The 26,265-nt window shown below is 73.2% G+C and carries 24 protein-coding genes; 13 read left to right on the top strand and 11 right to left on the bottom strand.

What is annotated here, in order from left to right; translation table 11 throughout:
- The first annotated feature begins 73 nt into the window (after positions 1–73).
- The 4 genes from ACFQ8T_RS11190 (at position 74) to ACFQ8T_RS11175 (ending at position 4,500) form a co-directional block, all read left to right on the top strand.
- Positions 74–1,423: an ABC transporter substrate-binding protein gene (locus ACFQ8T_RS11190; protein ID WP_430546605.1), complete on the top strand. Its 1,350-nt coding sequence runs from the start codon at positions 74–76 to the stop codon at positions 1,421–1,423.
- Between the two features lie 59 nt (positions 1,424–1,482).
- Entirely contained in the window at positions 1,483–2,445 is a 963-nt protein-coding gene (locus tag ACFQ8T_RS11185) for a carbohydrate ABC transporter permease (RefSeq protein WP_430546604.1), read from the top strand.
- Positions 2,445–3,332 carry a carbohydrate ABC transporter permease gene (locus ACFQ8T_RS11180; protein WP_430546603.1) on the top strand — a complete coding sequence of 296 codons (888 nt, stop codon included), beginning with the start codon at positions 2,445–2,447 and terminating at the stop codon, positions 3,330–3,332. The genes ACFQ8T_RS11185 and ACFQ8T_RS11180 overlap by 1 nt, the downstream gene beginning before the upstream one ends.
- A gap of 79 nt (positions 3,333–3,411) precedes the next feature.
- Positions 3,412–4,500, top strand: a complete 1,089-nt coding sequence (locus ACFQ8T_RS11175) for a LacI family DNA-binding transcriptional regulator (RefSeq protein ID WP_430546602.1) — start codon at positions 3,412–3,414, stop codon at positions 4,498–4,500.
- On the opposite strand, the gene ACFQ8T_RS11170 is transcribed toward ACFQ8T_RS11175, so the two are convergent.
- Genes ACFQ8T_RS11170 through ACFQ8T_RS11145 form a run of 6 tightly spaced genes read right to left on the bottom strand, consistent with a single transcriptional unit; the run spans position 4,484 to position 10,443 of the window.
- Positions 4,484–5,782: an MFS transporter gene (locus ACFQ8T_RS11170; RefSeq protein WP_430546601.1), complete on the bottom strand. Its 1,299-nt coding sequence runs from the start codon at positions 5,780–5,782 to the stop codon at positions 4,484–4,486. The two genes, ACFQ8T_RS11175 and ACFQ8T_RS11170, sit on opposite strands and share 17 nt — an antisense overlap.
- Positions 5,779–6,402 carry an ArsR/SmtB family transcription factor gene (locus ACFQ8T_RS11165; RefSeq protein WP_430546600.1) on the bottom strand — a complete coding sequence of 208 codons (624 nt, stop codon included), beginning with the start codon at positions 6,400–6,402 and terminating at the stop codon, positions 5,779–5,781. The genes ACFQ8T_RS11170 and ACFQ8T_RS11165 overlap by 4 nt, the downstream gene beginning before the upstream one ends.
- Positions 6,403–6,458: 56 nt before the next feature.
- Positions 6,459–7,169, bottom strand: coding sequence for a DUF624 domain-containing protein (locus ACFQ8T_RS11160; RefSeq protein ID WP_430546599.1), 711 nt, complete (start codon positions 7,167–7,169; stop codon positions 6,459–6,461).
- Positions 7,166–8,551: an arabinan endo-1,5-alpha-L-arabinosidase gene (locus ACFQ8T_RS11155; protein ID WP_430546598.1), complete on the bottom strand. Its 1,386-nt coding sequence runs from the start codon at positions 8,549–8,551 to the stop codon at positions 7,166–7,168. Before ACFQ8T_RS11155 ends, ACFQ8T_RS11160 begins: the two co-directional genes overlap by 4 nt.
- Before the next feature lie 2 nt (positions 8,552–8,553).
- Positions 8,554–9,459, bottom strand: a complete 906-nt coding sequence (locus ACFQ8T_RS11150) for a carbohydrate ABC transporter permease (protein WP_430546597.1) — start codon at positions 9,457–9,459, stop codon at positions 8,554–8,556.
- Between the two features lie 15 nt (positions 9,460–9,474).
- Positions 9,475–10,443 carry a carbohydrate ABC transporter permease gene (locus tag ACFQ8T_RS11145; RefSeq protein ID WP_430546596.1) on the bottom strand — a complete coding sequence of 323 codons (969 nt, stop codon included), beginning with the start codon at positions 10,441–10,443 and terminating at the stop codon, positions 9,475–9,477.
- 270 nt (positions 10,444–10,713) lie between these two features.
- Between ACFQ8T_RS11145 and ACFQ8T_RS11140 the strand changes: the two genes are divergently transcribed.
- A complete protein-coding gene (locus ACFQ8T_RS11140; protein WP_430546595.1) occupies positions 10,714–11,973 on the top strand; it encodes an MFS transporter in 1,260 nt (419 codons plus the stop codon).
- Here the strand turns inward: ACFQ8T_RS11140 and ACFQ8T_RS11135 are convergent.
- Both ACFQ8T_RS11135 and ACFQ8T_RS11130 read right to left on the bottom strand, forming a co-directional pair.
- A complete protein-coding gene (locus ACFQ8T_RS11135) occupies positions 11,880–12,794 on the bottom strand; it encodes a helix-turn-helix domain-containing protein (RefSeq protein ID WP_430546594.1) in 915 nt (304 codons plus the stop codon). The two genes, ACFQ8T_RS11140 and ACFQ8T_RS11135, sit on opposite strands and share 94 nt — an antisense overlap.
- Positions 12,791–15,481 carry a flippase-like domain-containing protein gene (locus ACFQ8T_RS11130; RefSeq protein WP_430546593.1) on the bottom strand — a complete coding sequence of 897 codons (2,691 nt, stop codon included), beginning with the start codon at positions 15,479–15,481 and terminating at the stop codon, positions 12,791–12,793. The genes ACFQ8T_RS11135 and ACFQ8T_RS11130 overlap by 4 nt, the downstream gene beginning before the upstream one ends.
- 205 nt (positions 15,482–15,686) lie before the next feature.
- Here ACFQ8T_RS11130 and ACFQ8T_RS11125 point away from each other — a divergent pair, with 205 nt between their 5' ends.
- The 4 genes from ACFQ8T_RS11125 to ACFQ8T_RS11110 are packed head-to-tail and all read left to right on the top strand — an operon-like array spanning position 15,687 to position 21,216.
- Positions 15,687–17,330 carry an ABC transporter substrate-binding protein gene (locus ACFQ8T_RS11125; RefSeq protein ID WP_430546592.1) on the top strand — a complete coding sequence of 548 codons (1,644 nt, stop codon included), beginning with the start codon at positions 15,687–15,689 and terminating at the stop codon, positions 17,328–17,330.
- Positions 17,331–17,351: 21 nt separating this feature from the next.
- Positions 17,352–18,395 carry an ABC transporter permease gene (locus tag ACFQ8T_RS11120; protein WP_430546591.1) on the top strand — a complete coding sequence of 348 codons (1,044 nt, stop codon included), beginning with the start codon at positions 17,352–17,354 and terminating at the stop codon, positions 18,393–18,395.
- On the top strand, positions 18,395–19,483 hold the full coding sequence (locus ACFQ8T_RS11115) for an ABC transporter permease (protein ID WP_430546590.1): 1,089 nt from the start codon (positions 18,395–18,397) through the stop codon (positions 19,481–19,483). Before ACFQ8T_RS11120 ends, ACFQ8T_RS11115 begins: the two co-directional genes overlap by 1 nt.
- Positions 19,480–21,216: a dipeptide ABC transporter ATP-binding protein gene (locus ACFQ8T_RS11110; RefSeq protein ID WP_430546589.1), complete on the top strand. Its 1,737-nt coding sequence runs from the start codon at positions 19,480–19,482 to the stop codon at positions 21,214–21,216. The genes ACFQ8T_RS11115 and ACFQ8T_RS11110 overlap by 4 nt, the downstream gene beginning before the upstream one ends.
- A gap of 26 nt (positions 21,217–21,242) precedes the next feature.
- Here ACFQ8T_RS11110 and ACFQ8T_RS11105 read toward each other — a convergent pair whose 3' ends face one another.
- The 3 genes from ACFQ8T_RS11105 to ACFQ8T_RS11095 are packed head-to-tail and all read right to left on the bottom strand — an operon-like array spanning position 21,243 to position 23,323.
- Positions 21,243–22,037, bottom strand: coding sequence for a CPBP family intramembrane glutamic endopeptidase (locus tag ACFQ8T_RS11105; RefSeq protein ID WP_430546671.1), 795 nt, complete (start codon positions 22,035–22,037; stop codon positions 21,243–21,245).
- Positions 22,038–22,088: 51 nt separating this feature from the next.
- On the bottom strand, positions 22,089–22,379 hold the full coding sequence (locus ACFQ8T_RS11100) for a hypothetical protein (RefSeq protein ID WP_430546588.1): 291 nt from the start codon (positions 22,377–22,379) through the stop codon (positions 22,089–22,091).
- Entirely contained in the window at positions 22,376–23,323 is a 948-nt protein-coding gene (locus ACFQ8T_RS11095; RefSeq protein WP_430546587.1) for an SPFH domain-containing protein, read from the bottom strand. Before ACFQ8T_RS11095 ends, ACFQ8T_RS11100 begins: the two co-directional genes overlap by 4 nt.
- Positions 23,324–23,478: 155 nt before the next feature.
- Between ACFQ8T_RS11095 and ACFQ8T_RS11090 the strand changes: the two genes are divergently transcribed.
- Genes ACFQ8T_RS11090 through ACFQ8T_RS11075 form a run of 4 tightly spaced genes read left to right on the top strand, consistent with a single transcriptional unit; the run spans position 23,479 to position 26,219 of the window.
- Positions 23,479–24,156 (top strand): hypothetical protein, encoded by a 678-nt coding sequence (locus ACFQ8T_RS11090; protein ID WP_430546586.1) that lies wholly within the window; start codon positions 23,479–23,481, stop codon positions 24,154–24,156.
- Entirely contained in the window at positions 24,149–24,451 is a 303-nt protein-coding gene (locus tag ACFQ8T_RS11085; protein WP_429763150.1) for a transcriptional regulator, read from the top strand. The genes ACFQ8T_RS11090 and ACFQ8T_RS11085 overlap by 8 nt, the downstream gene beginning before the upstream one ends.
- Positions 24,448–25,431: an ABC transporter ATP-binding protein gene (locus ACFQ8T_RS11080; RefSeq protein WP_430546585.1), complete on the top strand. Its 984-nt coding sequence runs from the start codon at positions 24,448–24,450 to the stop codon at positions 25,429–25,431. The genes ACFQ8T_RS11085 and ACFQ8T_RS11080 overlap by 4 nt, the downstream gene beginning before the upstream one ends.
- Positions 25,428–26,219 (top strand): ABC transporter permease, encoded by a 792-nt coding sequence (locus tag ACFQ8T_RS11075; protein WP_430546584.1) that lies wholly within the window; start codon positions 25,428–25,430, stop codon positions 26,217–26,219. The genes ACFQ8T_RS11080 and ACFQ8T_RS11075 overlap by 4 nt, the downstream gene beginning before the upstream one ends.
- Positions 26,220–26,265: the final 46 nt, after the last annotated feature.

The following is a 26,265-nucleotide window of genomic DNA, read 5'->3' as shown; positions in this document are numbered from 1 at the left end:
AACCACGGTCGCCGCGCGCGGCACCAATCGGCCCAGGAGGATCTGGGTCCGGACGACTCGAGGAGGAATCGGCATGCGCAGAGGCTTGCGACGCGCCGTGGCGGCGACGGCCGCCGGTCTGGCCGGCCTGTCGCTCGCGGCGTGCGCGCCCGGCGACGACGCCGGCCCGGCGAACCACACGAGCTGCACCAACGAGATCACCAAGCCCGACGCCACCCGCGTCACCCTCTGGGCCTGGTACCCCGCCGTCGAGCAGATCGTGGACACGTTCAACGACCAGCACGACGACGTCCAGATCTGCTGGACCAACGCGGGCCAGGGCGCCGACGAGTACGGCAAGTTCTCCACCGCCCTCGAGGCGGGCACCGGCGCGCCCGACGTCATCCAGCTCGAGTCCGAGATCCTGCCGACCTACACGATCCTCGACGGGCTCGCCGACCTCGCGCCGTACGGCGCGGCCGAGCTCGAGGACCAGTTCCCGGCGGGCGCCTGGTCCGACGTCTCCTCCGGGGGCTCGGTGTTCGCCGTCCCCGTCGACGGCGGCCCCGTCGGCATGCTCTACCGGGCCGACATCTTCGAGACGTACGGCGTCGAGCCGCCCACCACCTGGGACCAGTTCGCCCAGGCCGCGCAGGACCTGCGCGACGCCGGCTACGACGGCTACATCACCAACTACGCCACGAACGGCGGCGCGTTCAACTACGCGCTGTTCGCGCAGGCCGGCTGGGCACCGTTCGCCTACGACCCGGCACAGCGCGACCAGATCGGCATCGACGTCGACACGCCCGAGGCGCGCCACGTCCTGTCCTACTGGGAGGACCTCATCGACCGCGGCCTCGTGTCGAGCGACGACGCCTTCACCAGCGACTACAACACGTCCCTGGTGGACGGCACCTACGCCGTGTACATCGCCGCCGCGTGGGGCCCGGGCTACCTCGAGGGGCTGTCGGACGCCGACTCCGGCGCCGAGTGGAAGGCCGCGCCGCTGCCGCAGTGGGACCCGGCGAACCCGGTCCAGGTGAACCAGGGCGGCTCGGCGCTCGCGGTCACCTCCCAGGCCACGGACCCCGAGGCGGCCGCCACCGTCGCGATGGAGCTGTTCGACGACGAGGAGACGTGGAAGATCGGCGTCGAGGACGCCGGCCTGTTCCCGCTGTGGAACCTCGCGCTCGACGCGCCGTGGTTCACCGACCGCCGCTACCCGTTCTTCGGCGGCCAGCAGGTCAACCGCGACGTCTTCCTCGACGCGGCGGCCCGGTACCCGGGCTTCACGTTCAGCCCGTTCCAGGTGTACGCGTACGACCGCCAGACCATGGCCCTCTACGACATGGTCGAGGGCGACTCGACCGCCGCCGACGCGCTGGCGACCATCCAGGACAGCCTGGTGCGCTACGCCGAGCAGCAGGGGTTCACGGTCCGATGACGCGCACAGGATCGACAAGCACAGGGTCGACAAGCACCGCACCGACCGGAGGGGGCTCCGTGACGACCTCGACGACTTCCGCCGCGCCGGCGACGGCGCAGCGCGTCCGCGCCGCGGGCGGACGACGCGGGCAGAGCCTGCTCGACACGAAGCGGCAGTGGTGGGGCTGGCTGTTCCTCGCCCCGTTCACGGTCGTGTTCGTGCTGTTCCTGCTGGTGCCGCTCGGGTACGCCTTCTGGCTCAGCCTGCACACCAAGGGCATCGCGACCGGGGGCGAGAGCGTCTTCACCGGCGTGGCCAACTACGTGCGCGTGTTCACCGACGCGGACTTCCTGTCCGGCATGGCGCGGGTGGGCCGGTTCGTGCTCGTCATGGTGCCGATCCAGATCGGCCTCGCCGTGGCGATCGCGCTCGTGCTCGACACGCTGGCCACCCGCCTGTCGAAGGCGTCGCGGCTGCTCGTCTTCGTGCCGTACGCCATCCCCGCCGTCATCGGCGCGCTCATGTGGGGCTTCCTGTACAGCCCGCGGTTCGGCCCCGCGAACGACGTCTTCGGGCTCTTCGGCCTGGCCGCGCCCGACTTCCTCAGCCGCGACCTCGTGTTCGGCTCGCTGGTCAACATCGTGACCTGGCAGTGGGTGGGCTACTACATGATCATCGTCTACGCCGCGCTGCGGGCGATCGACCCGTCGGTGTACGAGGCCGCCAGGCTCGACGGCGCCGGGAACTGGGCGATCGCGTTCCGGATCAAGATCCCGATGATCGCCTCGTCGATGGTGATGATCGTGGTGTTCGCGCTCATCGGCACCCTGCAGTTCTTCACCGAGCCGACGGTGCTGCGGTCGGTCGCGCAGGGCGCGATCCCCACCACCTACACCCCGAACATGTACGCGTACTCGATGGCGTTCTCCTACAGCCAGTTCAACTACGCCTCCACGATCGCGTTCGCGCTGGGGATCCTCGTGTTCATCGGGTCGTACGTCTTCCTGTACGCCACCCGCAAGCAGAGCGGACTGAAGTGATGACGACCGTGACGACGCAGCAGACCCCCGCGCGCCGGCCGCGACAGCGCCGGATCGGCTCCCACGTGTTCCTGCTCCTCGCGGTGCTCTACTTCGTCGTGCCGCTGTGGTGGCTCGTCGTCGGGTCCACGAAGTCGAACAGCGGCCTGTTCGTGGGCTCCGGCGGTGCTCTGTGGTTCAACGACGAGTTCGCGCTGTGGGACAACGTGAAGCAGCTGTTCACGTACCAGGGCGGCATCTACTGGACGTGGATGCGCAACTCGTTCGTGTACGCGATCGTCGGCGGCGTGGGGTCCACGGTGCTCGCCGTGCTGGCCGGGTACGCCCTGGCCAAGTACCGGTTCCGCGGCCGCAACCTCTACTTCTCCATGCTGCTGGGCTCCGTGATGGTGCCGCTCACGGCGCTGACCATCCCGACGTTCGTGCTGCTCAGCCAGCTCGGCATGATCAACACGATGTGGGCCGTGATCCTGCCGTCGCTGCTCAGCCCGATCGGCGTCTACCTCGTGCGCGTGTACGCCGTCGACGCCATCCCGGACGAGATGCTCGACGCCGGGCGGGTCGACGGCGCGGGGGAGCTGCGCCTGTTCTTCCGCGTCGCGCTGCCGCTGCTGCGGCCGGCGTTCGTCACGGTCCTGCTGCTGACGACCGTCGCGACGTGGAACAACTTCTTCCTCCCGCTGGCGGTGCTGCGCGACCCGCAGCTGCTGCCCGTCACGGTCGGCATCAACCAGTGGCAGGCGCTGTCGAACGCGGGCGCGGGCGGCGAGCAGGTGTGGAACCTCATCACCACCGGCGCGCTCGTGTCGATCCTGCCGCTGATCGTGGCGTTCCTCGCCCTGCAGAAGTACTGGCAGGGCGGCCTGTCCCTGGGGTCGATCAAGTGACCGTCGTCGCGCCGGCCGGGCGGCCGCGCCGTGCGGCCGGTGCCCTACGCTGTGGGGGGCGAACGGGGAGGTGAGCGGCATGCGCGTGACCATGCACGACGTGGCCCAGCGGGCGGACGTGTCGATCAAGACGGTGTCGAACGTCGTCAACGGGTACCCGCACATCCGGCCCGAGACGCGCCGGCGTGTCGAGGAGGCGATCGAGCACCTCGGCTACCGCCTCAACACCACGGCCCGCAACCTGCGCACGCAGCGCACGGACATGATCACCCTGGCCGTGCCGGAGCTCAAGCTCCCGTACTTCGCGGAGCTCGCGGACTCCGTGATCCGCTCGGCGGAGGAGCAGGGCCTCACCGTGCTCATCGAGCAGACAGGGTCGGTGCGCGAGCGCGAGATCGAGCTGCTCGACGGCCGCCGGCGCCACCTCACGGACGGCGTGATCTTCTCGCCGCTGGCGCTCGGGCAGGACGACGTGGGGCTGTTCGAGGTCGACTTCCCGCTGGTGGTGCTGGGCGAGCGCGTCTTCGACGCCCCCGCCGACCACGTGACGATGAACAACGTGGCCGCGGCGCGCGCCGCCACCCTGCACCTGGCGTCGCTGGGCCGGACGCGGATCGCGGTCGTCGGCGCGCACGAGGGCGAGCTGGTCGGCTCCGCCGCCCTGCGGACCGAGGGCTACCGGCAGGGTCTGGAGGCCGCCGGGCTCCCGTACGACCCCGCGCTGGTCTCCGAGGCCGGGCTGTGGCACCGCTCGACCGGATCGGAGGCGATGGCGCGGCTGCTCGACTCCGGCGTCGAGATCGACGCCGTCTTCGCCCTCAACGACGCGATGGCCCTGGGCGCGCTGCACGCGCTGCACGCCCGCCGGATCGAGGTGCCGGGCGACGTCGCGCTGATCGGCTTCGACGACGTCGACGACGTGCGGTACTCCGTGCCGACCCTCAGCTCCGTGGACCCGGGGCGCGAGCAGATCGCCCGCACGGCGGTGGACCTGCTCGTCGAGCGGATCGCCGGTGGTGACGAGCGTCCGTTCCGCCGGGTGGTCCCGGACTCGCGCGTCGTGGGCCGGGAGTCCACCGGCGACGCCGCGGAGGGCATGGAGAAGGTGGTGGCCGTCCAGCCCGGCGGCAACGAGGAGATCGGGTCGCCGGTCAGCGCGACGGCGTGACGACCGGCGGCATCTCCCGAGGTGCCGGCATCTCCCGCAGGCCGCGCAGCGGGCTGCGCAGCGCGCTGAGGCAGGCGGCGCAGTGCACCGCCGCCATGAGCACCACGGTCTCGCGCACGCCGAGCACCTCGCCCAGGGCTCCTGCGGCGAGCCCGGCGAGCGGCATCGTGCCGAAGTTGACGAACTGGCTGGTCGTGACGACGCGACCCATCAGGGGCTGCGGCACGTAGCGCTGCCGCCAGGCCCCGCGCAGCACGTTCCCGGAGACGACCGCGAGCCCGACCAGGAAGAGGCCGGCGACGGTCCACGCGACCTGCGCGCCGCCGCCCCCGAGGCCCACCAGGAGCGCGGGCGGCCCGCCGGCGACGATGAGCAGCACCGTGGCGCGGGCGCTGCCGAGGCGCCGGCTGAGCCAGGTGGCCACGGTCGCGCCGAGCAGCCCGCCGCACGCGCCGACGGTCATCACGACGCCCAGCGCGGACGGGCCGAGGCCGACGGTGTCCACGAGGAACAGCACGAGCAGCGCGGTGTACCCGGTGAGGCCGAAGTTGGAGATCCCGCCCACGACGACGAACCAGCGCAGGTAGCGGTCGGAGGCCACGAACGCCACGCCCTCGCGGATGCGCACCCGTAGCGGCGCCTGGGGCGGCCGCTCCGGCTGCCGCACCGGTCGGACGCGCCAGAGGCAGAGGGCCGAGACGAGGAAGCTCGCCGCGTCCAGGGCCAGCCCGGCGGCGGCGCCGAGGGCCTGCGCCATCGCGCCGCCGATCCCCGGCCCTGCCACCTGCATGCCCGACTCCGTGCCGAGCAGGCGCGCGTTCGCGGCCTCGAGCTGCTCGTCGGGCACGATCTGGGGGAGGAAGACGGTGTAGGCGGTGCGGAAGAAGACGGTGCTGACGCCCGCGGCGAGCGCGGCGCCGACGAGGTGCGGCAGGGTCAGCGCGTCGAGCGCGGCGGCGACGGGGACGCTGCCGACGGCGACGGCGGCCACCAGGTCGGCCACGATCATCACGGCCCGTGCCGGGAGCCGGTCGACCCACGCGCCGGCGGGCAGGCCGATCACGAGCCACGGCAGCCACGCCGCCGCCGTGAGCAGGCCGACCACCGCGGCCCCGGCGTCGAGCTCGAGCACCGCGACGAGGGGGAGCAGCACCGACGTGGTGGCGTTGCCCAGCACGCTGACGCCCTCGCCCACCCAGAGCCGCCGGAAGCCGCGGTTGCGCGCGAGCGGGACGACGGCGGCGCCGGCCGTGGCGGCGCGGCGGCCCGTGGTGGCGGTCATGGCTGGGCGGGGAACCCGCGGCCGAAGACGAGCACGGGCTCGCGCTCGACGCCGTCGTCCGGGCGCGGGCGCTCGGCCCAGCGCACGAGGACGGCCGTGATCTCCTCGCCCAGCGCGACGAGCTCGGCGGGGGACAGGTGCACCCACGTCTCGGTCGCGAACGCGGCCCCGTCCCACTCGGGAGCCGAGCCGGCGTTCGCCTGCCACTCCCGGACCCGGTCGAACTGGCGCTGGAGGTGGAGCGCCTCGGCGGCCTGGGCGGCGGTGACGGCCGCGGAGTCCCCGGCGAACTCCTGGCGCGACCAGCGCAGCCGCGGCGCGACGAGGCGCCACCAGCGCTCGCGGCGGTCGCGGGCCAGCTCGGGGGCCTCGGCGACGAGGCCGGCGTCGTGCAGCACCTTGAGGTGGTGGCTGGCGCTGCCGACGGCCTGCCCGGTGCGGCGCGCGAGCGCGGACGCGGTGGAAGGACCGTCGACCTTGAGCGCGTCCATGAGGCGGGCGCGGTACGGGTTGGCGAGGGCGGCGAGCGCCTTCGCCTCGGTGACGGTGCGCACGCCCTGCTGCGGGTCGGGTGCGCCGTCCTGCGGGGTGCCCTCGGGAGAGGTGGGTGGCTGCGTCATCCCGCCACCGTAGACCCACAAGAGATGTTGTACAAGAGTTCTTGTGGAACTCTGGGTCAGGCCGCGGGGCCTCCCGAGACCTGGGCGTCGATCCGGTCGAGCCGGTCGGCGGCGAGGCGGCCGGTGGCCCACAGCCAGAAGCCGGGGCCGACCAGCACGGCCAGGAGCGGCAGCGCCCAGACGGCGGCGAGCAGGGCAGCGGCCACCACGAGGACCGCGAGCGACGTCGCCGGGCCGAGCAGGGGGAGCAGCAGCAGGAGCCGCCAGGTCGCCACGGGCCCGCTCGCGTACCGCGCGACCACCACCGGCCAGCAGGCGAGCACGACGGCGCCCCACGCGCCGACGGCCAGCAGGCCCCCGGTGAGGACCGCGCGACCGGGTCCGCCGACGAGGCCCGACCCGTCGAGCAGGCCCAGCGCCGCGCCGTCGAGCCACAGCAGGCCGGCGACCGCCCAGACGGGGGCGAAGAGCGCGGCGGTGCGGGCGAAGCCGTCGCGCCACGTCCGCCAGAACGTCCGCCACGGCGTGGGCTCCGCCGTCATCCGGGCGGCGACGACCCCGCCCGCGCGCAGCGCCGGGCCGAGGCCGAGCAGCACGCCCCCGGCGAGGGTGCCCAGCACCACCATGGCGGAGACCTCGACGAGGAGCGTCGCCCAGCGCAGCGCGAGCATGACGCCGCCCGCCCAGCCGGGCACCTCCGCCTCGGCGACGGCGGTGCGCACCGCGCCCTCCGCAGGTCCGGTGCGGTCCGGTGCGCGAGCCGTCACGGGAGCCTCGTCGCGAGGGTGACGCGACCCGCGTCGTCGAGCGCCTCGAGGCACAGGGTGGCGCGGCCGCGGACGCCGTCCCACGCCGGGTGCACGACGGCGGAGACGGCCGCGCCGTCGGGGGCGGTCCAGGCGAACCGTCCGCCGCCCAGGGCCCGCACCGCGGTCCGGGCGTCCAGCGGCCCGACGACGCCGTCCTGCACGTGCGTCGGGTCGGCGCCCGGGGTGAGGCGCTCCCACGTGCCGTCGAGGACGGCAGGGTCGGCCGGCCAGCGCGAGACGTCGTCCACCTCCCGCTCGGCGCCGGCCCAGGGCTGCGGGGCGACGAGCGGCCAGCCGTCGTGCGTCCACACCAGCCGCCGCACCTGGAGCCGGTGCTCGGTGGGGGCGTCGGCGTCGCGGACGTGGTGCACCAGGAGCTGGCGCACGTGCGAGCCCGCCTCGGGGGCCGCGGCGTGCACCCGCTCGGTGAGCACGGACGCGTGGCCGGGCGCGAGGATCCCCGGGCCGCCGGCGAGGCGGTGCCCGGACAGCACCGGCACGCCGACCGCCCACGGGTCGGCGTCGACGTCGGTCATGAGATGGCCGACACGGTCGCGGTACGGGCCCGGGACGGCGTCGCCGACGGCCGCCCGGAGGTGATAGCTGCCCCCGAGCGAGTCGTAGGAGACGAGCAGCGCCCAGCCGCCGCCGGGCCGGGGGAGCACGAACGCCCCCTCGACCGCGCCGTCGGCCGCCCGCGCCCGGTGCGCCAGGAGGCGGCCCGGCGCGGCGTGCAGCTCGCCCGGCGCGGGCACGAACCCGTCCGCCACGAACCCGGTCGCGGCGTCGAGGGGGAGCGCGTGGATCCCGCCGAAGAACGACCCGTACACGAGCCACTGCGTCCCGTCCGGCGCGGTCACGACGTTGGCGTCGATGGCGTTGGGGTGGCCGAGCCCGGCCGGCGGGTCGGCGTGCTCGCTCGACACGACGACACCCTGGTCGGTCCACGGGCCCGCCGGGTGCGGCGCCTCCGCCAGGCCGATCGCCGAACGGCGCGAGCCGAACGTCGAGGCCGAGTAGTACATGCGCCAGGTGGTGCCCGCCGGAGTACCGACCCGCACGACCTCGGGCGCCCAGAGGCCCTCGGCGCCCGACCACGCCGCCGCGGGCGCGGGCACGCCCGGCAGCGCCCAGCCGTGGAAGTCCCAGGTCACGAGGTCGGTCGAGCGGCGCACCTGCACGCCCCCGCGCACGGGGCCGTCGGAGCGCGCGTCCGTGGAGAAGAGCCAGTAGACGCCGTCGTCGTCCCGCACCGCGGTGGGGTCGTGCACGTGGCGGCCGCCCCAGGTCGCCGTGTCGAGGGCGGTGTCGGTCGTGGCGTCGGTCGTGGTGTCCGTCATCGTCAGCCCTTCGTGCCGGTGAGGGCGACGGACTCGATGATCTGCCGCTGGAAGATCAGGAAGACCACGAGGATGGGCAGCACGGCGACGACGGACGCGGCCATGATCAGCGGGTAGTCGCGCTGGGTCGCGTACTGGACGTTCATGTTCGCGATGACCACCTGCAGCGTCTGCTTCTCGGGGGTGTTCAGGTACAGGATCGGCGCCAGGTAGTCGTTCCAGACCGCCATGAACCACAGGATGAACTGGGCGGCGACGGCGGGCCGGATGATCGGCATGATCATGCGCCAGAAGATCTGCCAGTAGGAGGCGCCGTCGATCTTGGCCGCCTCGACGAGGGAGTCCGGCACGCTCGACAGGTACTGGCGCAGGAAGAAGATCATCACGATGTTGCCGAAGATCGCCGGCACGATCAGGGGCCACAGCGTGTCCACCCAGCCGATCTTCGAGAACATCACGAACTGCGGGATCATGATCGTCGGGAACGGGATCATGATGCCGGTGAGCAGGCCGATGAAGATCGCGTTCTTGAACGGCATCCGCATCTTGGCGAGGGCGAACGCCGCCAGCGAGCACGTGAACGTCCCGATCACCGTGACGCTGAGCGACACGACCAGGCTGTTCTTGATGCCGTCGAGAACGTAGGAGTCCGTCCACATGCGGACGTAGGTGTCCCACTGGGGGACCTCCGGGATCCACACCGGGGGGAGGGCGAAGACCTCGAGCTTCGTCTTCAGGGACGTGGAGAGCATCCACACCAGCGGGGCGATCATGAAGACCGCACCCGCCGCGAGGACGACCCACACGATCGTGTCGGTGAGGCGCGAGCGTGCCGAGCGGCCGAGGCGCGTGCCCATCGGGGCGCCGGTCGTGGTGGCGGTCGTGGGAGCGGGCGTCGTGGTGGTCATGGTGTCTCCCTGGCCTCAGTCGACGACGAAGCCGGCGTTGCGCCGGTTCAGCCGGAACTGGATGAGCGTGATGACGAGGATGAGGAGCCCGAGCACCACCGACATCGCGGTGGCGTAGCCCATCTGCTGGTACCGGAACGCCTGGAGCCAGATGTGGTAGACGACGGAGGCCGTGGAGTACTCCGGCCCGCCGGTGGGCGTCATGATCTGGATCTCGATGAAGATCATCGCGCCGCCGATGACCTGCGTGACGATGAGGAAGAACGTCACCGGCTGCACCATCGGCAGCGTGATGGAGCGGAACTTCTGCCAGCCGCCGGCGCCGTCGAGCTCGGCGGCCTCGTAGAGGGAGCGGGGCACGGACTGGATCGCGGCCAGGTACAGCAGCATCGAGTACCCGAGCCCCTTCCAGACCGCCATCATGATGATCGCGGGCTTGGCCCAGACCGGGTCGGCCAGCCAGTTCGGGCCGTCGATCCCGAAGAGCCCCAGGAACTGGTTCACCAGGCCGAAGTCGCCGTTGTAGGCCCACTGCCACAGGATCGCGATCGCGGCGATGGACGAGATCACGGGGACGTAGTAGATGGCCCGGAACGCGGCGCGACCGAAGATCTTCCGGTTCATCATCACGGCGAGCGCGAGCGAGATCGCCAGCCCGATCGGGATGCCGATCATGTAGAAGAACGTGTTGAACAAGGTCTGGCGGAACCGCTCGTCGCCCAGCAGGGCGACGTAGTTGTCGAGCCCGATGAACTGCATCGGCCCCAGCCCGTTCCACCGGGTCAGCGACGCGTACAGCGCGAAGAGGGTGGGGTAGAGGATGAAGAGCAGGTAGCCGAGCACGGGCGCCGCGACGAACAGCAGCGCCCACCTCTTCTCGGTGCGGTGGAGCCGCGAGGTCCCGCCGCGTCGTGGCGGCGCGGGAGCGGGGTCCGGCGCCGGGAGGCGGGTGCCGGCCGTGGCCGGCGTGGCGGTGGACGTCATCGCAGACTCCTTCGTCCAGGGACGTGCGAGGGGGACGAGCGGGGGAGGTGCGGTGGGGGGGCCCCCGGGGGGGGGGGGCCCCCCCCCCCCCCCCCCCCGGCCCCGGGGCCGCGGCGCGCCCCCCGGCCGCCCCCCCCCCCCCATCCTGCGAGCGGCGGGCCTCCGGCGTCCCCGGCCCCGGGGGCGGACGGCGTCCGGCGCGTGGCGTCTGGATCGAGTCCGTCGGCGTCCCGGTCGGCCCGGGTGCCGCCGCGCGTTGTTGCGACCTGCATGACGACGAACCCGATCGACACCGCCGCGGCTCCCGCGGCGGCCACCACGACGGCCACCACGGCGGTCACGGGGGCGCCCGGCCCCCTCCCGCGCCGACGCGCCGCGCTGGCGCTGGCCACGATGTTCCTGGGCAGCTTCTCCCTCGTGACGGCGGAGTTCCTGCCGCCCGGGGTGCTCACCCCGGTGGCGCAGGACCTCGGGGTGACCGAGGGCGTCGTGGGCCTCTCCGTGAGCGCCACGGCCCTCACCGCGCTGCTCACCGCCCTCGTGCTGGGCTCGCTGTTCCCGCGCACCGACCGCCGCACGCTGCTCGTGGTGCTCGCGCTGGGCGCGGTCGCCTCCAACGTGCTGGTGGCGCTGGCGCCGAGCATCGGCGTGCTCATGGCGGCCCGGCTGCTGCTGGGCGCGGCGCTGGGCGGCTACTGGTCGATGTCGCTGGTCATCGCGACGCAGCTCGTCCCCGCGGACCGGGTGGGCAGGGCCATGATGGTGGTGAACGCCGGCACGACCGTCGCCACGGTGGCCGGCGTGCCGCTGGGCGTGATCCTCAGCGCCGCGGCCGGCTGGCGGGTCGTGTTCGTGGCCGCCGCGGTGATCACGGTGGTGACGGCGGTCGCGATGCGCGTCGCCCTGCCGCCCGTGGCGCCGACGCCGGGCATCGGCTGGTCGGCGACGGGCCGGGCGCTGCGGTCGCCGGGCGTCGGCCTGGGCCTCGTGGCGATCGTCGCGGTCATCGGCGGGCACTTCGCCGGCTACACGTACGTGCGGCCCGCGCTGTCGCAGCTGCCGGGGTCCGACGTCGGGCAGGTCGCGGTGCTGCTCGCGCTGTTCGGCGTGGGCGGCCTGGTCGGGAACTTCGCGATCGGGGCGCTCGTCGACCGGCACCTCGCGGTGCTGCTGCTCGCAGTGCCCGTGGCGATCGGCGCGGGCGTCGCCGCCGTCGGGCTGGCGTCCGCCCTGCCGCTGCTCGTGTACCCCGCGGTGATCGTGTGGGGCGCGGCGTTCGGCGGCGTCCTCAACGTGGTGCAGGTGTGGATCACCCGCATGATGCCCGGCCAGGTCGAGGCGGGCAGCGGGCTCGTCGTCGCGGCGTTCCAGACGGCGATCATCCTCGGCTCCGCGGTGGGCGGCCTCGGCGTCGACTCCGTGGGGGTCGGCTGGACCTACCTCGTGGCGGCGGTGGCCGCCGTCGCGGGCGGGGTCCTGGTGCGCAGCACGCTGTCGCGGCGGTACTCGGACGGCGTCGCGCCCGTGTGACGGCGGAAGGCGCGGCCGAACGCCGTGTCCGAGCCGTAGCCCAGACGGCGGGCGATCGTCGCGACCGGCAGGTCGCCCGCCGTCAGGAGGCAGCGCGCGTGCGCCACGCGCACCTGCGCCAGGTAGCGCCCGGGCGTCAGCCCCGTCGCGGAGCGGAAGCGGGCGGCGAACCCGGACCGGGAGGCGAGCGCCACGCGGGCCAGGTCGTCCACCGTCCACTCGCGGCCGGGGTCGGCGTGGATCGCGGCGACGGCGCTCGCCAGGCCCGGGTCCTCGCGCTGCATCAACCAGCGGGCCGGGGCACAGCCGCGCGCGTACCAGGCGCTGATCGCCATCGACGCGACGAGCGTGACGACCCGGTCGCCCAGCACGCTGCGCGGGGCGCGGTAGTCCTCGACCAGCGAGCGCAGCATCGTCGCGGCCGTCGGCTCGGTCTGCGGCAGCTCGGTGAGGAGCACGACGGCGGGCAGCACGCCCGCGCCGTCGTCCGCGCCCACGGGCGCCACCCGCACGCACTGCACGGCGGCGGTCGAGAGCGCGTGCACCTCGAAGCGCGGGCCGTGCGGCAGGAACAGGAAGTCGCCGGGCGCGAGGTCGGCGACGTCGCCCACGCCGCGCACGCGCACCAGGCCGTCGGTGACGAGCAGGAGCGCCGCGTCCCCGGAGGCGTGCTCGGCCCACTCGCCGGCGGCCAGCGTGTGCCGGGACCGTGCCACGAAGCGCCACTGCAGCCCCGCGAGCACGCGGTCGAGCTCCTCCGCGGCGGCCGACGCCGACGACGTGCTCGACGAGCAGCCGGGCGCAGAGCCCACCGCCGTCACAGGTCGCCGGTCTTCTCGAGGCGCTTCATCGCCACCCAGCCGATCGGCACGCGGGCCCAGTAGGTGACGACGCGGTAGAGCATGGTCACGGTGACGGCGAGCGACGCCGGGATGCCGGCGGCGGTGAGCCCGGCGATGAGCGCGCCCTCGACGCCGCCCAGGCCGCCGGGCGTGGGCACCATCGCGCCCACGGAGTTGCCGACCAGGTAGATCACCGCGACGTCGATGAGGTTGAGCGACTGCCCGAACGCGGCCAGGGCGAAGTCGAACGCCAGCACGTACCCGAGCGTCATGACGACGTTGCCCCCGAGGCCCAGCGCGAGGCGGGTGGGCTGGCCCAGCATCGCCGACAGCCGGGGCCAGACCTGCTCGAGCGTCGGGCGCGCCTTCTCCCACGCCCACCGGCGGACGGAGGGCACCAGGAGCGTGGCGACGACGGCGATGCCGACGCCGGCGATCGCCAGCAGCACGGTCGTCGACGGCAGGTCGATGAGACCGCCCGACCCGGTGGACACCGACAGCACGACGAGCAGCAGCACCGTGACGACGAACTGCGACAGCTGCACCAGCGCGACCGTCGCGACCGCCATCGGCGTGGTCACGCCGCGCCGGGTGAGCATGCGCAGGTTGAGCGCCGCGGGCCCGATGCCCGCCGGGGCGGCGAGCGCGACGAACGAGCCGGCCATCTGCGTGAGCGTGGCGCGCCACAGCGGGAGCTTCTCCGGCGAGAAGGCGCTGAACGTCAGGGCCGCGCCGAACCAGGTGAGGGCCCCGAGCAGGAACGACGCCGCGACCCACCACGGGTTCGCCTCGGTGATCGCCGAGGCGATCTCCTCGAAGTTCAGGGTCGTGACGACCACCGTGACGGCGACGATCGTCAGCGTGAGCATGATGACCGTGCGGGCGCCGAAGCGGGTGATGTTCTGGGGCTGCACGTCCGCCTGCGGCAGCCGCTCGACGAGGGCCTCGCGCAGCTCGTCCAGCAGGCCCTTCGCGCGCCGCACCTCCTCGCGCGTCGGGCTGGGCAGCGCGATGGACTGCAGCAGCGGCCCGATGGCGGCGATGTCCTCGTCGGGCAGGGCGCGCACCGCGGAGGCGAGCGCGCGACGCGCCCCGACCCGCAGGGCCAGCAGCGCGAGCATCTGCGTGAGGTCCAGGCGTCGCGACAGGGTGCCCGACGCGATCTCGCCCTGCTCCCAGCCGGTGAGCCACACGTGCGGCGCGCCGGAGAGGTCCCGGTGCACCAGCACGACGTCGGGCGTGAGGGCGTGGTGGGTCAGCCCGGCGTCGTGCGCCCGCCGCAGCTGCTCCCACGCCTGGGCGAGCACGGCGTCGCCCCGCGGCCCGTCGAGGTCGTCGGGCTCGAGGTCGCGCAGGGAGACGGCGCCGCGCGCGTGCTCCTGCACCAGCACCACCGAGTCGTCGGCGACGCCGATGCCCTCCAGCCGAGGGGTGCGCACGCCGGCCGCCTGGGCGGCGTACGCGAGCAGGGCGGTGCGCTCGGCCGCGGCGCGCAGCGAGATCGCTGCGCGGCCCTCCAGGCCGCGCAGCCGCAGGGCGCGCCACAGCCGCTGCACCGTGGTCAGCACCTGTCGGTCGCCGTCCAGCACGACGACGTCGCGGCGGGGCTCGCCGTCGCCGGTGAACAGCGCGTACACCCGGTTGTCGCCGGAGCGGGTGAGGGCCACGGCCGCCGCGTCCGCGGTCGTGGGGTCCGGCGGGAGGGTGTGTTCCTCGTCCTCCGGGGCGTCCACGACGTCGCCGTCGGCGTCGTAGGAGGCCACCGGGTCCTCCGGCAGGGCGGGAGGGCCGTCGGCGTCCGCCTCGGCGTCGTCGACGACGGCGGAGACGTCGCGCACCCGCACCAGCGCGGTCGGGTGGAACCCGGCCCGCCGCACCGCCGCCACGAGGTCGGCGCCGTACGCGCGCTCGCTGCGCACGCCGGACACGTACTGCACCGCCTGCCCGGCGAGGCGGCCGAGCAGCAGGGCGACGAGCACGCCCGGCAGCGACACCTGCCCCGTGATGAGCACGATGAACAGGGCCAGGTACAGCACGTTCCACGACCAGCGCACCGTCCGCCGGCGGGTGCGCGGCCCCGCCGTGGTGAGCAGGCCGGCGATCGCCGCCACGTACCCGGGGATGGTGAGCTGCCACGCGCCGTCGGTGAACACCGACAGCCCGCGCATCAGCTCGTCGCTGCCGAAGCGGGAGATGGTCAGGGCCGTGACGACGCCGAGCACGAGCCCGAGCGCGGCGGCGCAGATGGACTCCACCACCTGGCGGCCCAGCCGGCGCCAGCCCAGCTCGATCAGCACGGCCGCGGGCACGAACAGGGTGATGAGGCCCTCGAGGAGCGCGACCGGGATGAACAGGATGCGCGCCAGCAGGGAGCTGAAGGTCCGCACGTCCTGGGTGACGCCCTCGGTGGTGGCGTGCGCGACGACCGACAGCACCAGCACCAGGGCCACGCCCAGCGCGCTGACCACCATGCCGAGCATGTCGGACGGGTGCCGCACCCGGGCCTCGGGGGTGTCGACGACGCGCACGAGGTCGGTCGGCGTGCCCTGGTCCGAGGTGTCGTCGCCGAGCAGGGCCCGGAGCGGGCCGGTCGGCGGCGCCGTGTCGCTCGCGGGGCTCCGGTGCGGAGGATCCTGGGCAGGACCCGCGGTGCTCGCTCCGGACATGCCGGAAAGTCTAGGTGTTACCGGGCCTCACGGCCTGTGACACGAGGTAGAGAGCGGTGGTAGGTTCCCGGACCACGATGCGAACCTGCCTCCGGGTGTGACCCACACCCGTGACGGGAGCGACACACCGGTGTGCTAGAAACCCGCATCGTGACGAGTCCGCGGCCACCCGCCGCGGCCGGCCTGGACGAAGGGGACCACGACCATGAGTGCCATCAGAGGCTCGCGACGGCTGCTCGCCGGCGCCGCAGGGACCGCAGCGCTCGCGCTGGTGCTGACCGCGTGCGGCGGCGGTTCGGGCGACGGCGGGAGCGGCGACGGCGGCGGCAGCGCCGAGTCGCTGGTCGTCGGGACCACGGACAAGATCACGTCGCTCGACCCGGCCGGGTCGTACGACAACGGGTCGTTCGCGGTGATGAACCAGATCTACCCGTTCCTCATGAACACCCCGTACGGCAGCCCGGACGTCGAGCCGGACATCGCCGAGTCGGCGGAGTTCACGTCGCCCAAGGAGTACACGGTCAAGCTCAAGCCGGGCCTGAAGTGGGCCAACGGCAACGACCTCACCTCCTCCGACGTCAAGTTCACCTTCGACCGCCAGCTCGCGATCGCGGACGAGAACGGCCCGTCGTCGCTGCTGTACAACCTCGACTCGGTGGAGACGCCGGACGACACGACCGTCGTCTTCAAGCTCAAGAGCGAGAACGACCAGATCTTCCCGCAGATCCTGTCGTCCCCCGTCGGCCCCATCGTGGACGAGGACGTCTTCTCGGCCGACGCCGTGACGCCGGACCAGGAGATCGTCGACGGCAAGGCGTTCGCCGGCCAGTACTCGATCACGAGCTACAAGACGAACGAGCTCATCAGCTACGAGGCGTACGACGGCTACCAGGGCATCCTCGGCGCGGCCAAGACGCCGAAGGTCGCCGCCAAGTACTTCACGGACGCCTCCAACCTCAAGCTCGAGGTGCAGGACGGCTCGGTGGACGTCGCCCTCCGGTCGCTGTCGCCCACGGACATCGAGGACCTCCGCGGCGACGACGCGGTGAAGGTCGTCGACGGGCCCGGCGGCGAGATCCGCTACATCACGTTCAACTTCAACACCCAGCCCTACGGCGAGAAGCAGTCGGACGCCGACCCGGAGAAGGCGACCGCGGTCCGCCAGGCCGTCGCCGACCTCATCGACCGCGAGGCCCTGGCCGACCAGGTCTACAAGGGCACCTACACCCCGCTGTACTCCTTCGTCCCGGACGGCCTCACCGGCGCCACGGAGCCCCTCAAGGAGATGTACGGCGACGGCCAGGGCGGCGCCGACGCCGACGCGGCGAAGAAGCGCCTCGACGACGCCGGGGTCACCACCCCGGTCGAGCTGAACCTGCAGTACTCGAACGACCACTACGGCCCGTCGTCGGGCGACGAGTACGCGCTCATCAAGGACCAGCTCGAGGCGGACGGCCTGTTCACGGTCAACCTGCAGACCACCGAGTGGGTGCAGTACTCCAAGGACCGCACGTCCGACGTCTACCCGGCCTACCAGCTCGGCTGGTTCCCGGACTACTCGGACGCGGACAACTACCTCACGCCGTTCTTCCTCAAGGAGAACTTCCTGGGCAACCACTACGTGAACCAGGACGTGGAGGACATGATCCTCGAGCAGGCCGTCACGGCCGACGAGGCGAAGCGCACCGAGCTCCTGGGCCAGATCCAGGAGGCCGAGGCCGAGGACCTGTCGACCGTCCCGTACCTGCAGGGTGCGCAGGTCGCGGTCACCGGCGCCGACGTCACGGGCGTCGAGGACACGCTGGACGCGTCGTTCAAGGTCCGCTACGCCGCGATGGCCAAGGGCTGAGAGACGGACTGAGCACTTCTCGTGTCTGCACGTAGCACGGCAGGGAGCGCACTGGGACGCTACGTCCTGGTGCGCTTCCTGCTCATCATCCCCACCGTGTTCATCCTGGTCACCACTGTCTTCGTGCTCATGCGCGCGACCGGTGACCCCATCACCGCCGCGCTGGGCGGCAAGCTTCCGCCCGACCAGCTCGCCGAGCTGATCCATGCGGCCGGCTACGACCGACCCATCGTCGTCCAGTACTGGGAGTACCTCACCGGGATCTTCTCCGGCGACTTCGGCACCACGATCAGCGACAACCGACCGGTCACCGAGGTGCTCACGACCTACGGGACGGCGACGCTGGAGCTCGCGTCCTACGCGATCGTCGCGGCTCTCGTGCTGGGCGTCCCGTTCGGCATGGTCAGCGGCTACTTCCGCGACCGTCTGCCCGACGCGGTGCTCCGCATCCTCGCGATCCTCGCGTACGCGACGCCGGTGTTCTTCGCCGGCCTCATCCTCAAGCTGGTGTTCTCCGTCTGGCTGGGCTGGTTCCCGGTGGCAGGCCGCGTGTCCACCGACGGGGAGATCGCGATGCAGCTCGCCGGGGCCGACTCCGGGTTCATGCTGATCGACGCGTTCAAGACGGGGGACCCCGAGGTCGTGCTCGACGTGCTGTCGCACGCCGCGCTGCCGGCGATCGCGCTCGGCCTGCTCACCGCCGGCGTGTTCCTGCGCCTCGTGCGCACCAACATGATCGGCACCCTCGGTACCGGCTACATCGACGCGGCCCGCTCGCGGGGCGTCAAGGAGAGCCGCCTCGTGCGCAAGCACGCGTGGCGCCCGGCGCTCATCCCGATCATCACCGTGGCCGGCATGCAGGTCGCGATGCTGCTCGTGGGCGCCGTGCTCACCGAGACCACGTTCGAGTGGCGCGGCCTCGGCTTCCAGCTGTCGGAGTACCTGCAGGCGCGCGACTTCGTCGCCGTGCAGGGGATCGTCGTGCTGATGGCCGTGGTCGTGGCGGTGACGAACTTCCTCGTGGACGTCCTCGCCGCCCTGATCGACCCGAGGGTGAGGTACTGATGACCAGCGGAGAGATCACGAGCGTCGGCACGGCCGGCGCAGCCCCCGAGCACGTCGCCGGCCGCGGGGCCTGGTTCAAGAAGCTGCCGGTGGTGCACCAGGTGCGCCAGAGCGTCGGGCTCCAGCGGGGCATGCTCATCGCGGGCCTCGTCCTGACGACGCTGTTCGTGCTGGTCGCGGTCTTCGCGCCGCTCCTGGCACCGTACGGCTGGTCGCAGCTGCGCAGCGGGGACGGCGTCGCGTTCGGTGCCCAGCAGCCGCCGTCCGCGGAGCACTGGTTCGGCACCACCGTCGGCGGCTACGACGTCCTGTCCCGCGTGGTGTGGGGCGCGCAGACGTCCCTGCTCGTCGTGCTCGTCGCGGTCGTGGCGTCGATCGTCGTGGGCGTGCTGCTCGGCCTGGTGTCGGGGTACTTCGGCGGCTGGCTCGACCGGGTGCTCGTGGTGATCGCGGACGCGATCTACGCGTTCCCGTCCCTGCTGCTCGCGATCCTGCTCGCCATCGTCATCTCGGGCGGGCAGTCGAGCATGTGGGGCGGCATCCTCGCCGCCGCGCTGTCGATCACCGTGGTGTTCGTGCCGCAGTACTTCCGGGTGGTGCGCGCCGAGGTGGTGCGGATCAAGGCGGAGGCGTTCGTCGACTCGGCGCGCGTGCTCGGCACCGGGCACTGGCGCATCATGACCCGGCACGTGCTGCGCAACTCCACGCGCACGCTGCCGCTCATCGTCACGCTCAACGCGTCGGAGGCGATCCTCACGCTCGCCGGCCTGGGGTTCCTCGGCTTCGGCATCGAGCCGACGGCGGCAGCCGAGTGGGGTTACGACCTGCAGCGCTCGCTCGCCGACGTCACCTCGGGCATCTGGTGGACCGCGCTGTTCCCGGGTCTCGCCATCGTCCTCGCGGCGATGGGCATGACCCTCGTGGGCGAGTCGCTCAACGACCTGGCCGACCCGCGCCTGCGCTCGCGCGCACGCTCCGGCCAGGTGGCGGGGGCGGTCGCGGCGACGTCGGTCGAGGCGGACGCCTCCGACCCGGAGAACCCGGCGTCCGCCGAGCACTCGGAGAACCCGAAGGGAGACGACGCATGAGCGCCGAAGCATCGAACAGCGCCGTCGCGTCGCACGACGCCGTCGCGCCGAACGGCGCTGTCGCGTCGGTCAGGGACCTCGAGGTCTCGTTCGCCACGGACGCCGGCCCCGTGCGGGCCGTCGCCGGCGTGAGCCTCGACGTCCAGCCGGGCGAGGTGCTCGCCGTCGTCGGCGAGTCCGGCTCGGGCAAGACCGTCACGGCCAAGACCATCCTGGGCCTGCTGCCGGAGACGGCGACCACGAGCGGCGCCGTCGTCCTCACGGGGCGCGACGGCGCGGCGACGGACGTCGTCGCGGTCTCGGCGTCGAAGCTGCGCCAGGTGCGCGGCCGCGACGTGGCGATGGTGTTCCAGGAGCCCTCCAGCGTGCTCAACCCCGTGTACACGGTGGGGTGGCAGATCGCCGAGGGCATCCGTGCGCACGGCGACGTGTCGAAGAAGGAGGCGCGGCGGCGGGCGATCGAGGTGCTCGGCACGGTCGGCATCCCCGACCCCGAGCACCGCGTGGACCACTACCCGCACCAGTTCTCGGGCGGGCAGAAGCAGCGCATCGTCATCGCGATGGCGCTGGTGCTGGGGCCGAGCCTCATCGTCGCGGACGAGCCGACGACGGCGCTGGACGTCACCGTCCAGGCCGAGATCCTCGACCTGCTGCGCCACCTGCGCGACGAGACCGGCACGGCGATCGTGCTCATCACGCACAACATGGGCGTGGTGGCGGACCTGGCCGACCGGGTCGCCGTGATGTACCAGGGCAAGGTCGTGGAGCAGGCGGCGGTGGGCGACCTGTTCGCCGACCCGCAGGCCGACTACACGAAGGCGCTGCTCAAGGCCGTGCCGCGCATCGGTGAGGGCGCCGTCCGCGCCGTCGAGCGCGCCGCCGCCCGCCCCGAGGGATGGGCGGCGTCCGAGCCGGTGGTGCGGGCCGAGGGCCTGACCATCACGTACCCGGGGCGGTTCCGGCAACCGGCGTTCACCGCGGTGGACGGCGTGGACCTCGCGATCCGCCCCGGCGAGGTGCTGGGGCTGGTCGGGGAGTCGGGCTCGGGCAAGACGACGATCGCCCGCGCGATCGCCGGCCTCACGCCCGTGAGCGGCGGGTCGCTGCAGGTGCTCGGCACCGAGATGCGCGGCGCCAGGGGGCGTGACCTCAAGGCGATGCGCCCGCGGCTAGGGTTCGTGTTCCAGGACCCGGCCACGTCGTTCAACCCGCTGCTGACCATCGCCGAGTGCGTGGCGGAGCCGCTGGTCGTGCACGGACGGGTGCGCAACCCGGAGGCCGCGCGCGGCCGCGTCGACCAGCTGCTCGAGGCCGTCCAGCTGCCCCGCAGCTACGGCGACCGCTTCCCGCACGAGCTGTCCGGCGGGCAGCGGCAGCGCGCGTCGCTGGCGCGCGGCCTGGCGCTCGACCCGGAGCTGCTCATCGCCGACGAGCCGACGTCGGCCCTCGACGTGTCGGTGCAGGCGCGGGTGCTGGAGCTCTTCGCCGAGCTGCAGAAGGAGCTCGGCTTCGCCTGCCTGTTCGTGTCGCACGACCTCGCCGTCGTGGACCTCCTGGCCGACCGCATCGCGGTGCTCTACCGCGGGCACCTGGTCGAGGAGGGCACGGGCGAGCAGGTGCTCGGCGCGCCGCGCGAGGACTACACGAAGCAGCTGCTGGCCTCGCTGCCGGTGCCCGACCCTGAGGCGCAGGCCGTGCACCGGGAGGAGCTGCTCGCCCTCCGGCGGGGCTGACCCGGCGGGACGCGCTCGGCCTCCGATCAGAGGCCGAGCGCGTTCTTCCACCCCTGCGGCAGGAGCGCGTAGCCGACGAAGGCGACGACGTCGAGCAGGGTGTGCGCGACGACGAGCGGCACCACCCGCTGCCGGCCCCACCGGCTGGTGTAGAACCACGAGAACACCAGCCCCATCACGACGTTGCCGAAGAACGGGCCGATGCCCTGGTACAGGTGGTACGAGCCGCGCAGCAGCGAGCTCCACACCACGAACCACAGGCGGGACCATCCGAGGTCGCGGGTGCGCTCGTGCAGGTACGCGACGGCCACGACCTCCTCGAGCAGACCGTTCTGCAGGGCGGCGAGGACGAGGACCGGCACCGTCCACCAGTGCTCGTTCAGGGCGCTGGCCTGTACCTGGACCGTGATGCCGAGCAGGCGGCCGAGGGCGTAGAACGCGAGCCCCGGGATGCCGATGGCGGCTGCCAGCGCGAAGCCCCATGCGACGTCGCGGCCGGGTCGCGCGTCCTCCAGACCCCAGTCGAGGCCGATCCGACGACGCGTGCCCCGCCACGTGGCGCCCGCCCGCCCGCTGAGCAGGTACAGCGCCAGCGCGACCGGGACCAGCGCGAAGAAGATCCCCAGCAGCTGGTAGGTGAGGTCGAGGAGCGAGCGGTCCGACTGGCTGGCGTTGAGGGTCGCGGACTGCTCCGCGAGCGGGGTCTCGGCCGTGAGCCTCGCGATGATGTTGACCAGGGCGTACACGCCGCTCTGCCCCAGGCTGAGGCCCAGCACGATCCAGATCTCGGCGGTGGTGCGGCGTCGCGCCGCGGGCGTCATCGTCTGCGGGTCGGCCACCGTCCGGTTATAGCACCCGCCCCTGGACGGCGATCAGGAGGACGGGGGGCGTCCGGGACGCCGGGTGGGCGCCGCGTCGCGCGGGAGCCGCCCGGCGTCCTTGAGCGCCCGGCGCAGCAGCAGGTCGATCTGGGCGTTGACGCTGCGCAGGTCGTCGGCGGCCCAGCGGGCGACGGCGTCGTGGATCGCGGGGTCGAGGCGCAGCAGCACCTGCTTGCGCGCGGGCCGGGCGGGACGCCCGAGACCCTCAGGACGCTCGGCGCCCGGGGACGACGGCGCGTCGTCCCCGGGCTCTTCCCCAGGTGCAGGGGGTGCGGGCGTCACTGGTACAGCGATCCCGCGTTGACGACGGGGGTGGCGCGGCTCTCGCCGCACAGCACCACCAGCAGGTTGGAGACCATGGTGGCGCGGCGTTCGTCGTCGAGCGTGACGACGCCCTCGGACTCGAGGCGGTTCAGCGCGTCCTCGACCATCGAGACGGCGCCCTCGACGATCCGCGAGCGGGCGGCGATGATCGCGCCCGCCTGCTGGCGCTGCAGCATGGCCTGGGCGATCTCCGGGGCGTAGGCGAGGTTCGAGATGCGGGCCTCGACGACCTCGACGCCGGCGACCGCGACGCGGGCGGCGACCTCCGCCGCGATCTCCCCGGACACGAGCTCCGTCGCGCCGCGCAGCGACTCGACGCCGTCCCCGCCGTCGTACGGGTGGGACATGGCCACGTGCCGCAGCGCAGACTCGGCCTGCACGGAGACGAAGTCGTCGTAGTCCTCGACGGCGAAGCTCGCCCGGGCGGTGTCGGCCACCTGCCAGACGACGATCGCGGCGATGTTGATGGGGTTGCCGTCGGCGTCGTTGACCTTGAGCTCGCTGGTCTCGAAGTTGCGGACCCGCACCGACACGCGGCGCTTCGTGCTGAGCGGCACGGTCATGACCAGGCCCGTGCGGCGGATCGTGCCGAGGTAGCGGCCGAACAGCTGCACGACCAGCGTCTCGCCGGGGCTGATCACGGAGATGCCGGTGAGCACCGCGAGCGCGAGCAGCAGGCCGACGGCCAGGAGCCACACCATGGCCGGGGCGTCGTTCGAGACGGCGCCGAGCGTGCCGAGCGCGAGGACGAGCAGGGACAGGACCACGCCGAGGACGGCGCCGCCCGCGCCGACCGACCAGGCGGCGCGTTCCTCCACCTCGACGCGGGTCCCGTCGTGGCCGACGGGACGGCCGGCGGGGGTACCGCCGGTGGTGGCCTGCGGGGGAGTGCTGTCGCTCATCGATGCTCCAGGGTCGGGGGACGCGCGGGTCGGGTGCGCTGCGATAGCAAAGTGATATCACATTTCCGAGGGGTTGTGCACGGAGCCGCTCAGTGCCATGATCGACAAAGCAGTTTGCAGCGCAAAGTCGTCTGCAGGATCTCCGAGAGGCAGCGATGACCGAACACCCCGACCGCCCTGGCGACGCCAACGACGACGCGGGGCTGGCCGCCGCCGACTCGCTCCGGCTCATCCGCGAGCAGCAGGACCGGGCCCGCGCGGCCCTCGGGCCGGACGGCCGCGCACTCTACGGCGCGTGGGGCGTCGCGTGGCTGGCCGGCTACCTCGTGCTGTGGTTCAGCGCGCAGGGCCGCGAGCAGCCGGAGGCCTGGGCGTACTGGGTCTTCGCCGGCGCCCTCGCCGCGGCCGTCGTGTTCACGATGGTGCACACCATGAGCCGCACGTCCGGCACGCGCGGCGTCTCCGCCCGGACGGGCGCGATGTACGGCTGGGCGTGGATGCTCGGCTTCCTCACCTTCAGCGCGTTCCTCGGCGGGCTCGCCCGTGCGGGAGCGGACGGGGAGCTCATGGGCCTCGCCAGCAACGGCGGCGCGTGCCTCGTCGTCGGGCTGCTGTACCTGGGCGGGGCGGTCGCGTTCGACGACCGCTCCCTGTTCGTCCTGGGCGGGTGGATCCTGCTGGTCGCCGCGGCCGCGACGCTCGCCGGCCTGCCCCTCACCTACCTCGTGATGGCGTTCGCCGGCGGGGGCGGCTTCCTCGTGATGGCCCTCGTCGAGCACCTGCGCATCGTGCGCCGACGGCGCCGGGCGGGGGAGGGGGCGGGCCGTGGCTGACGCCCTCGACCCGGTCATCCACGCGCCCGCCCGGCTGCGCGTCGTCGCGACACTCGCCGCCCTGGACGCCGGCGACGAGCTGAGCTTCCCCAGGCTGCAGAAGCTGCTCGACATGACCGCCGGGAACCTGTCCACCCATCTGCGCAAGCTCGAGGACGCGGGCTACGTCCGCGTCACCAAGACCCACGAGGGCCGCACCCCCGCGACCTACCTCGCGCTCACCCCGCAGGGGCGCCGCGCGTTCGAGGACTACCAAGAGGCCCTGACCGGCCTGCTGAGAGGAGCCGGATCATGACCCGCACCCGCCCCCCGGAGCGTGCACCCGCCCGGGTCGACGCGCCGTCCGCGCCCGACGCCGCGCCCGACGCTCCGTCCGACCCCGGGCACGCAGCGGTGCCCGCCGTCGTCGCCGTGCGCGGCGTCACCCGGCGGTTCGGCGACGTCGTCGCGCTCGACGACGTGTCGCTCGACGTCGGCCCCGGCGAGCTCGTGGGGCTGCTCGGGCCCAACGGGGCCGGCAAGTCCACGCTGCTCTCGCTGGTCAGCGGCCAGCGCCGCCCCGACGCGGGCACCGTGCGCCTGCTGGGCGGCGACCCGCGCGACGCCGCCAGCCGCACCGGCCTCGGCATCACCCCGCAGGAGACGGGGCTGCCCGCCACGCTGCGGGTGCGCGAGGTGGTCGACTTCGTGGGCGGGCACTTCGCCGACCCGGTGCCCACGGGCGAGCTGCTGGAGCAGTTCGGGCTCGCCGACCTGGCCCGCCGCCAGACGGGCGCCCTGTCCGGCGGGCAGAAGCGGCGGCTCGCCGTCGCGCTGTCGCTGGTGGGGCGGCCGCGCGTCGTCCTGCTCGACGAGCCCACCACCGGGCTCGACGTCGGTGCCCGCCAGGCGCTGTGGGACGCGATCCGCGCCTACCACGCGGCCGGCGGCACGGTGCTGCTCACCAGCCACTACCTCGAGGAGGTGCAGGCGCTGGCGCAGCGCGTCGTCGTCATCGACCGCGGCGTGGTGCGGGCGGACGACACGCTCGACGCCATCCTGCGACGCGTGGGCCTGCGCCGGGTGGCGCTCCGCGCGACGGCGGACCTGGCCGCATGGCCCGGCGTCGTGCGCTCCGAGCGCCTCGACGACGGCACGCAGGAGCTGTACACGGCGGACGCCGACGAGCTCGTCCGGTCGCTGGTGCGCGTCGACGTGGACTTCCACGACCTCCGCATCCGGGGCGCGAGCCTCGAGGAGGCGTTCGAGGAGATGGTGACGGAGGCGGCACGATGAGCGCGACGACGCCCCCCGCCCGGGCGGGGAGGGCCCCGGGACCGCTGCGGCTGACCTGGCTGCACCTGCGTTACCAGTTCCTCGAGACGGTGCGCGTGCCCATCGCGGTGCTCGGCAACATGCTGTTCCCGGCGTTGGCGATGTTCTTCTTCGTCGTGCCGCAGCGCGAGGTCGCGAACAACCCGCTGTGGGCGACCATGTCGGTGGCGAGCCTCGGCCTGTTCGCCGTCTGCTCGGCGAGCCTGTTCACCTACGGGCTGGGCGTGGCCGAGGACCGGCAGCTCCCGTTCGACCCGTTCCTGCGCTCCCTGCCGGCCGGCCCCGGCCCGCGGATGGTCGCGCGGATCGGCAACGGCGCGATCTTCGCCCTGTTCGGGCTGGTCCCGCTGATCCTCATCGGCTGGCTGTTCACCGCCGCGACCGTGACGTTCGGGCAGCTGCTCGCCGGGGTGGCCACGATCCTGCTGGTCTCCGTGCCGTTCGTGCTGCTCGGGATGGCGGTGGGGTACTCGCTGTCCGCGAAGGCCGCGCTGCCGGTCGTGCAGGCGATGCTGTTCCCCCTGGCGTTCGCGGGCGGCCTGTTCCTGCCGCCGCAGGCGTTCCCGGAGTGGCTGGACGCGATCTCGCAGGCCACCCCGACGCGCGCCGGTCGTGACCTGCTGGTGCAGGCGCTCACCGGCGAGCCCGCCTACGGGCTGGCGTGGGTCGTGCTGCTGGGCTGGACCGCGCTGTTCGCCGTCCTCGCCGTCGGCGCCTACCGCCGCGACGAGGGCCGCCGCTTCCGCTGATCCCGGGGAAGCGTTGTGGGTGGGATCGTGGCCCGGGTTCGCACCG

It is taken from the genome of Isoptericola sp. NPDC056618 (assembly GCF_042792715.1).
Lineage (GTDB): Bacteria > Actinomycetota > Actinomycetes > Actinomycetales > Cellulomonadaceae > Isoptericola > Isoptericola nanjingensis.
The sequence above is the reverse complement of the archived record's forward strand: the minus strand, read 5'-3'. Positions and strand labels throughout refer to the sequence as shown.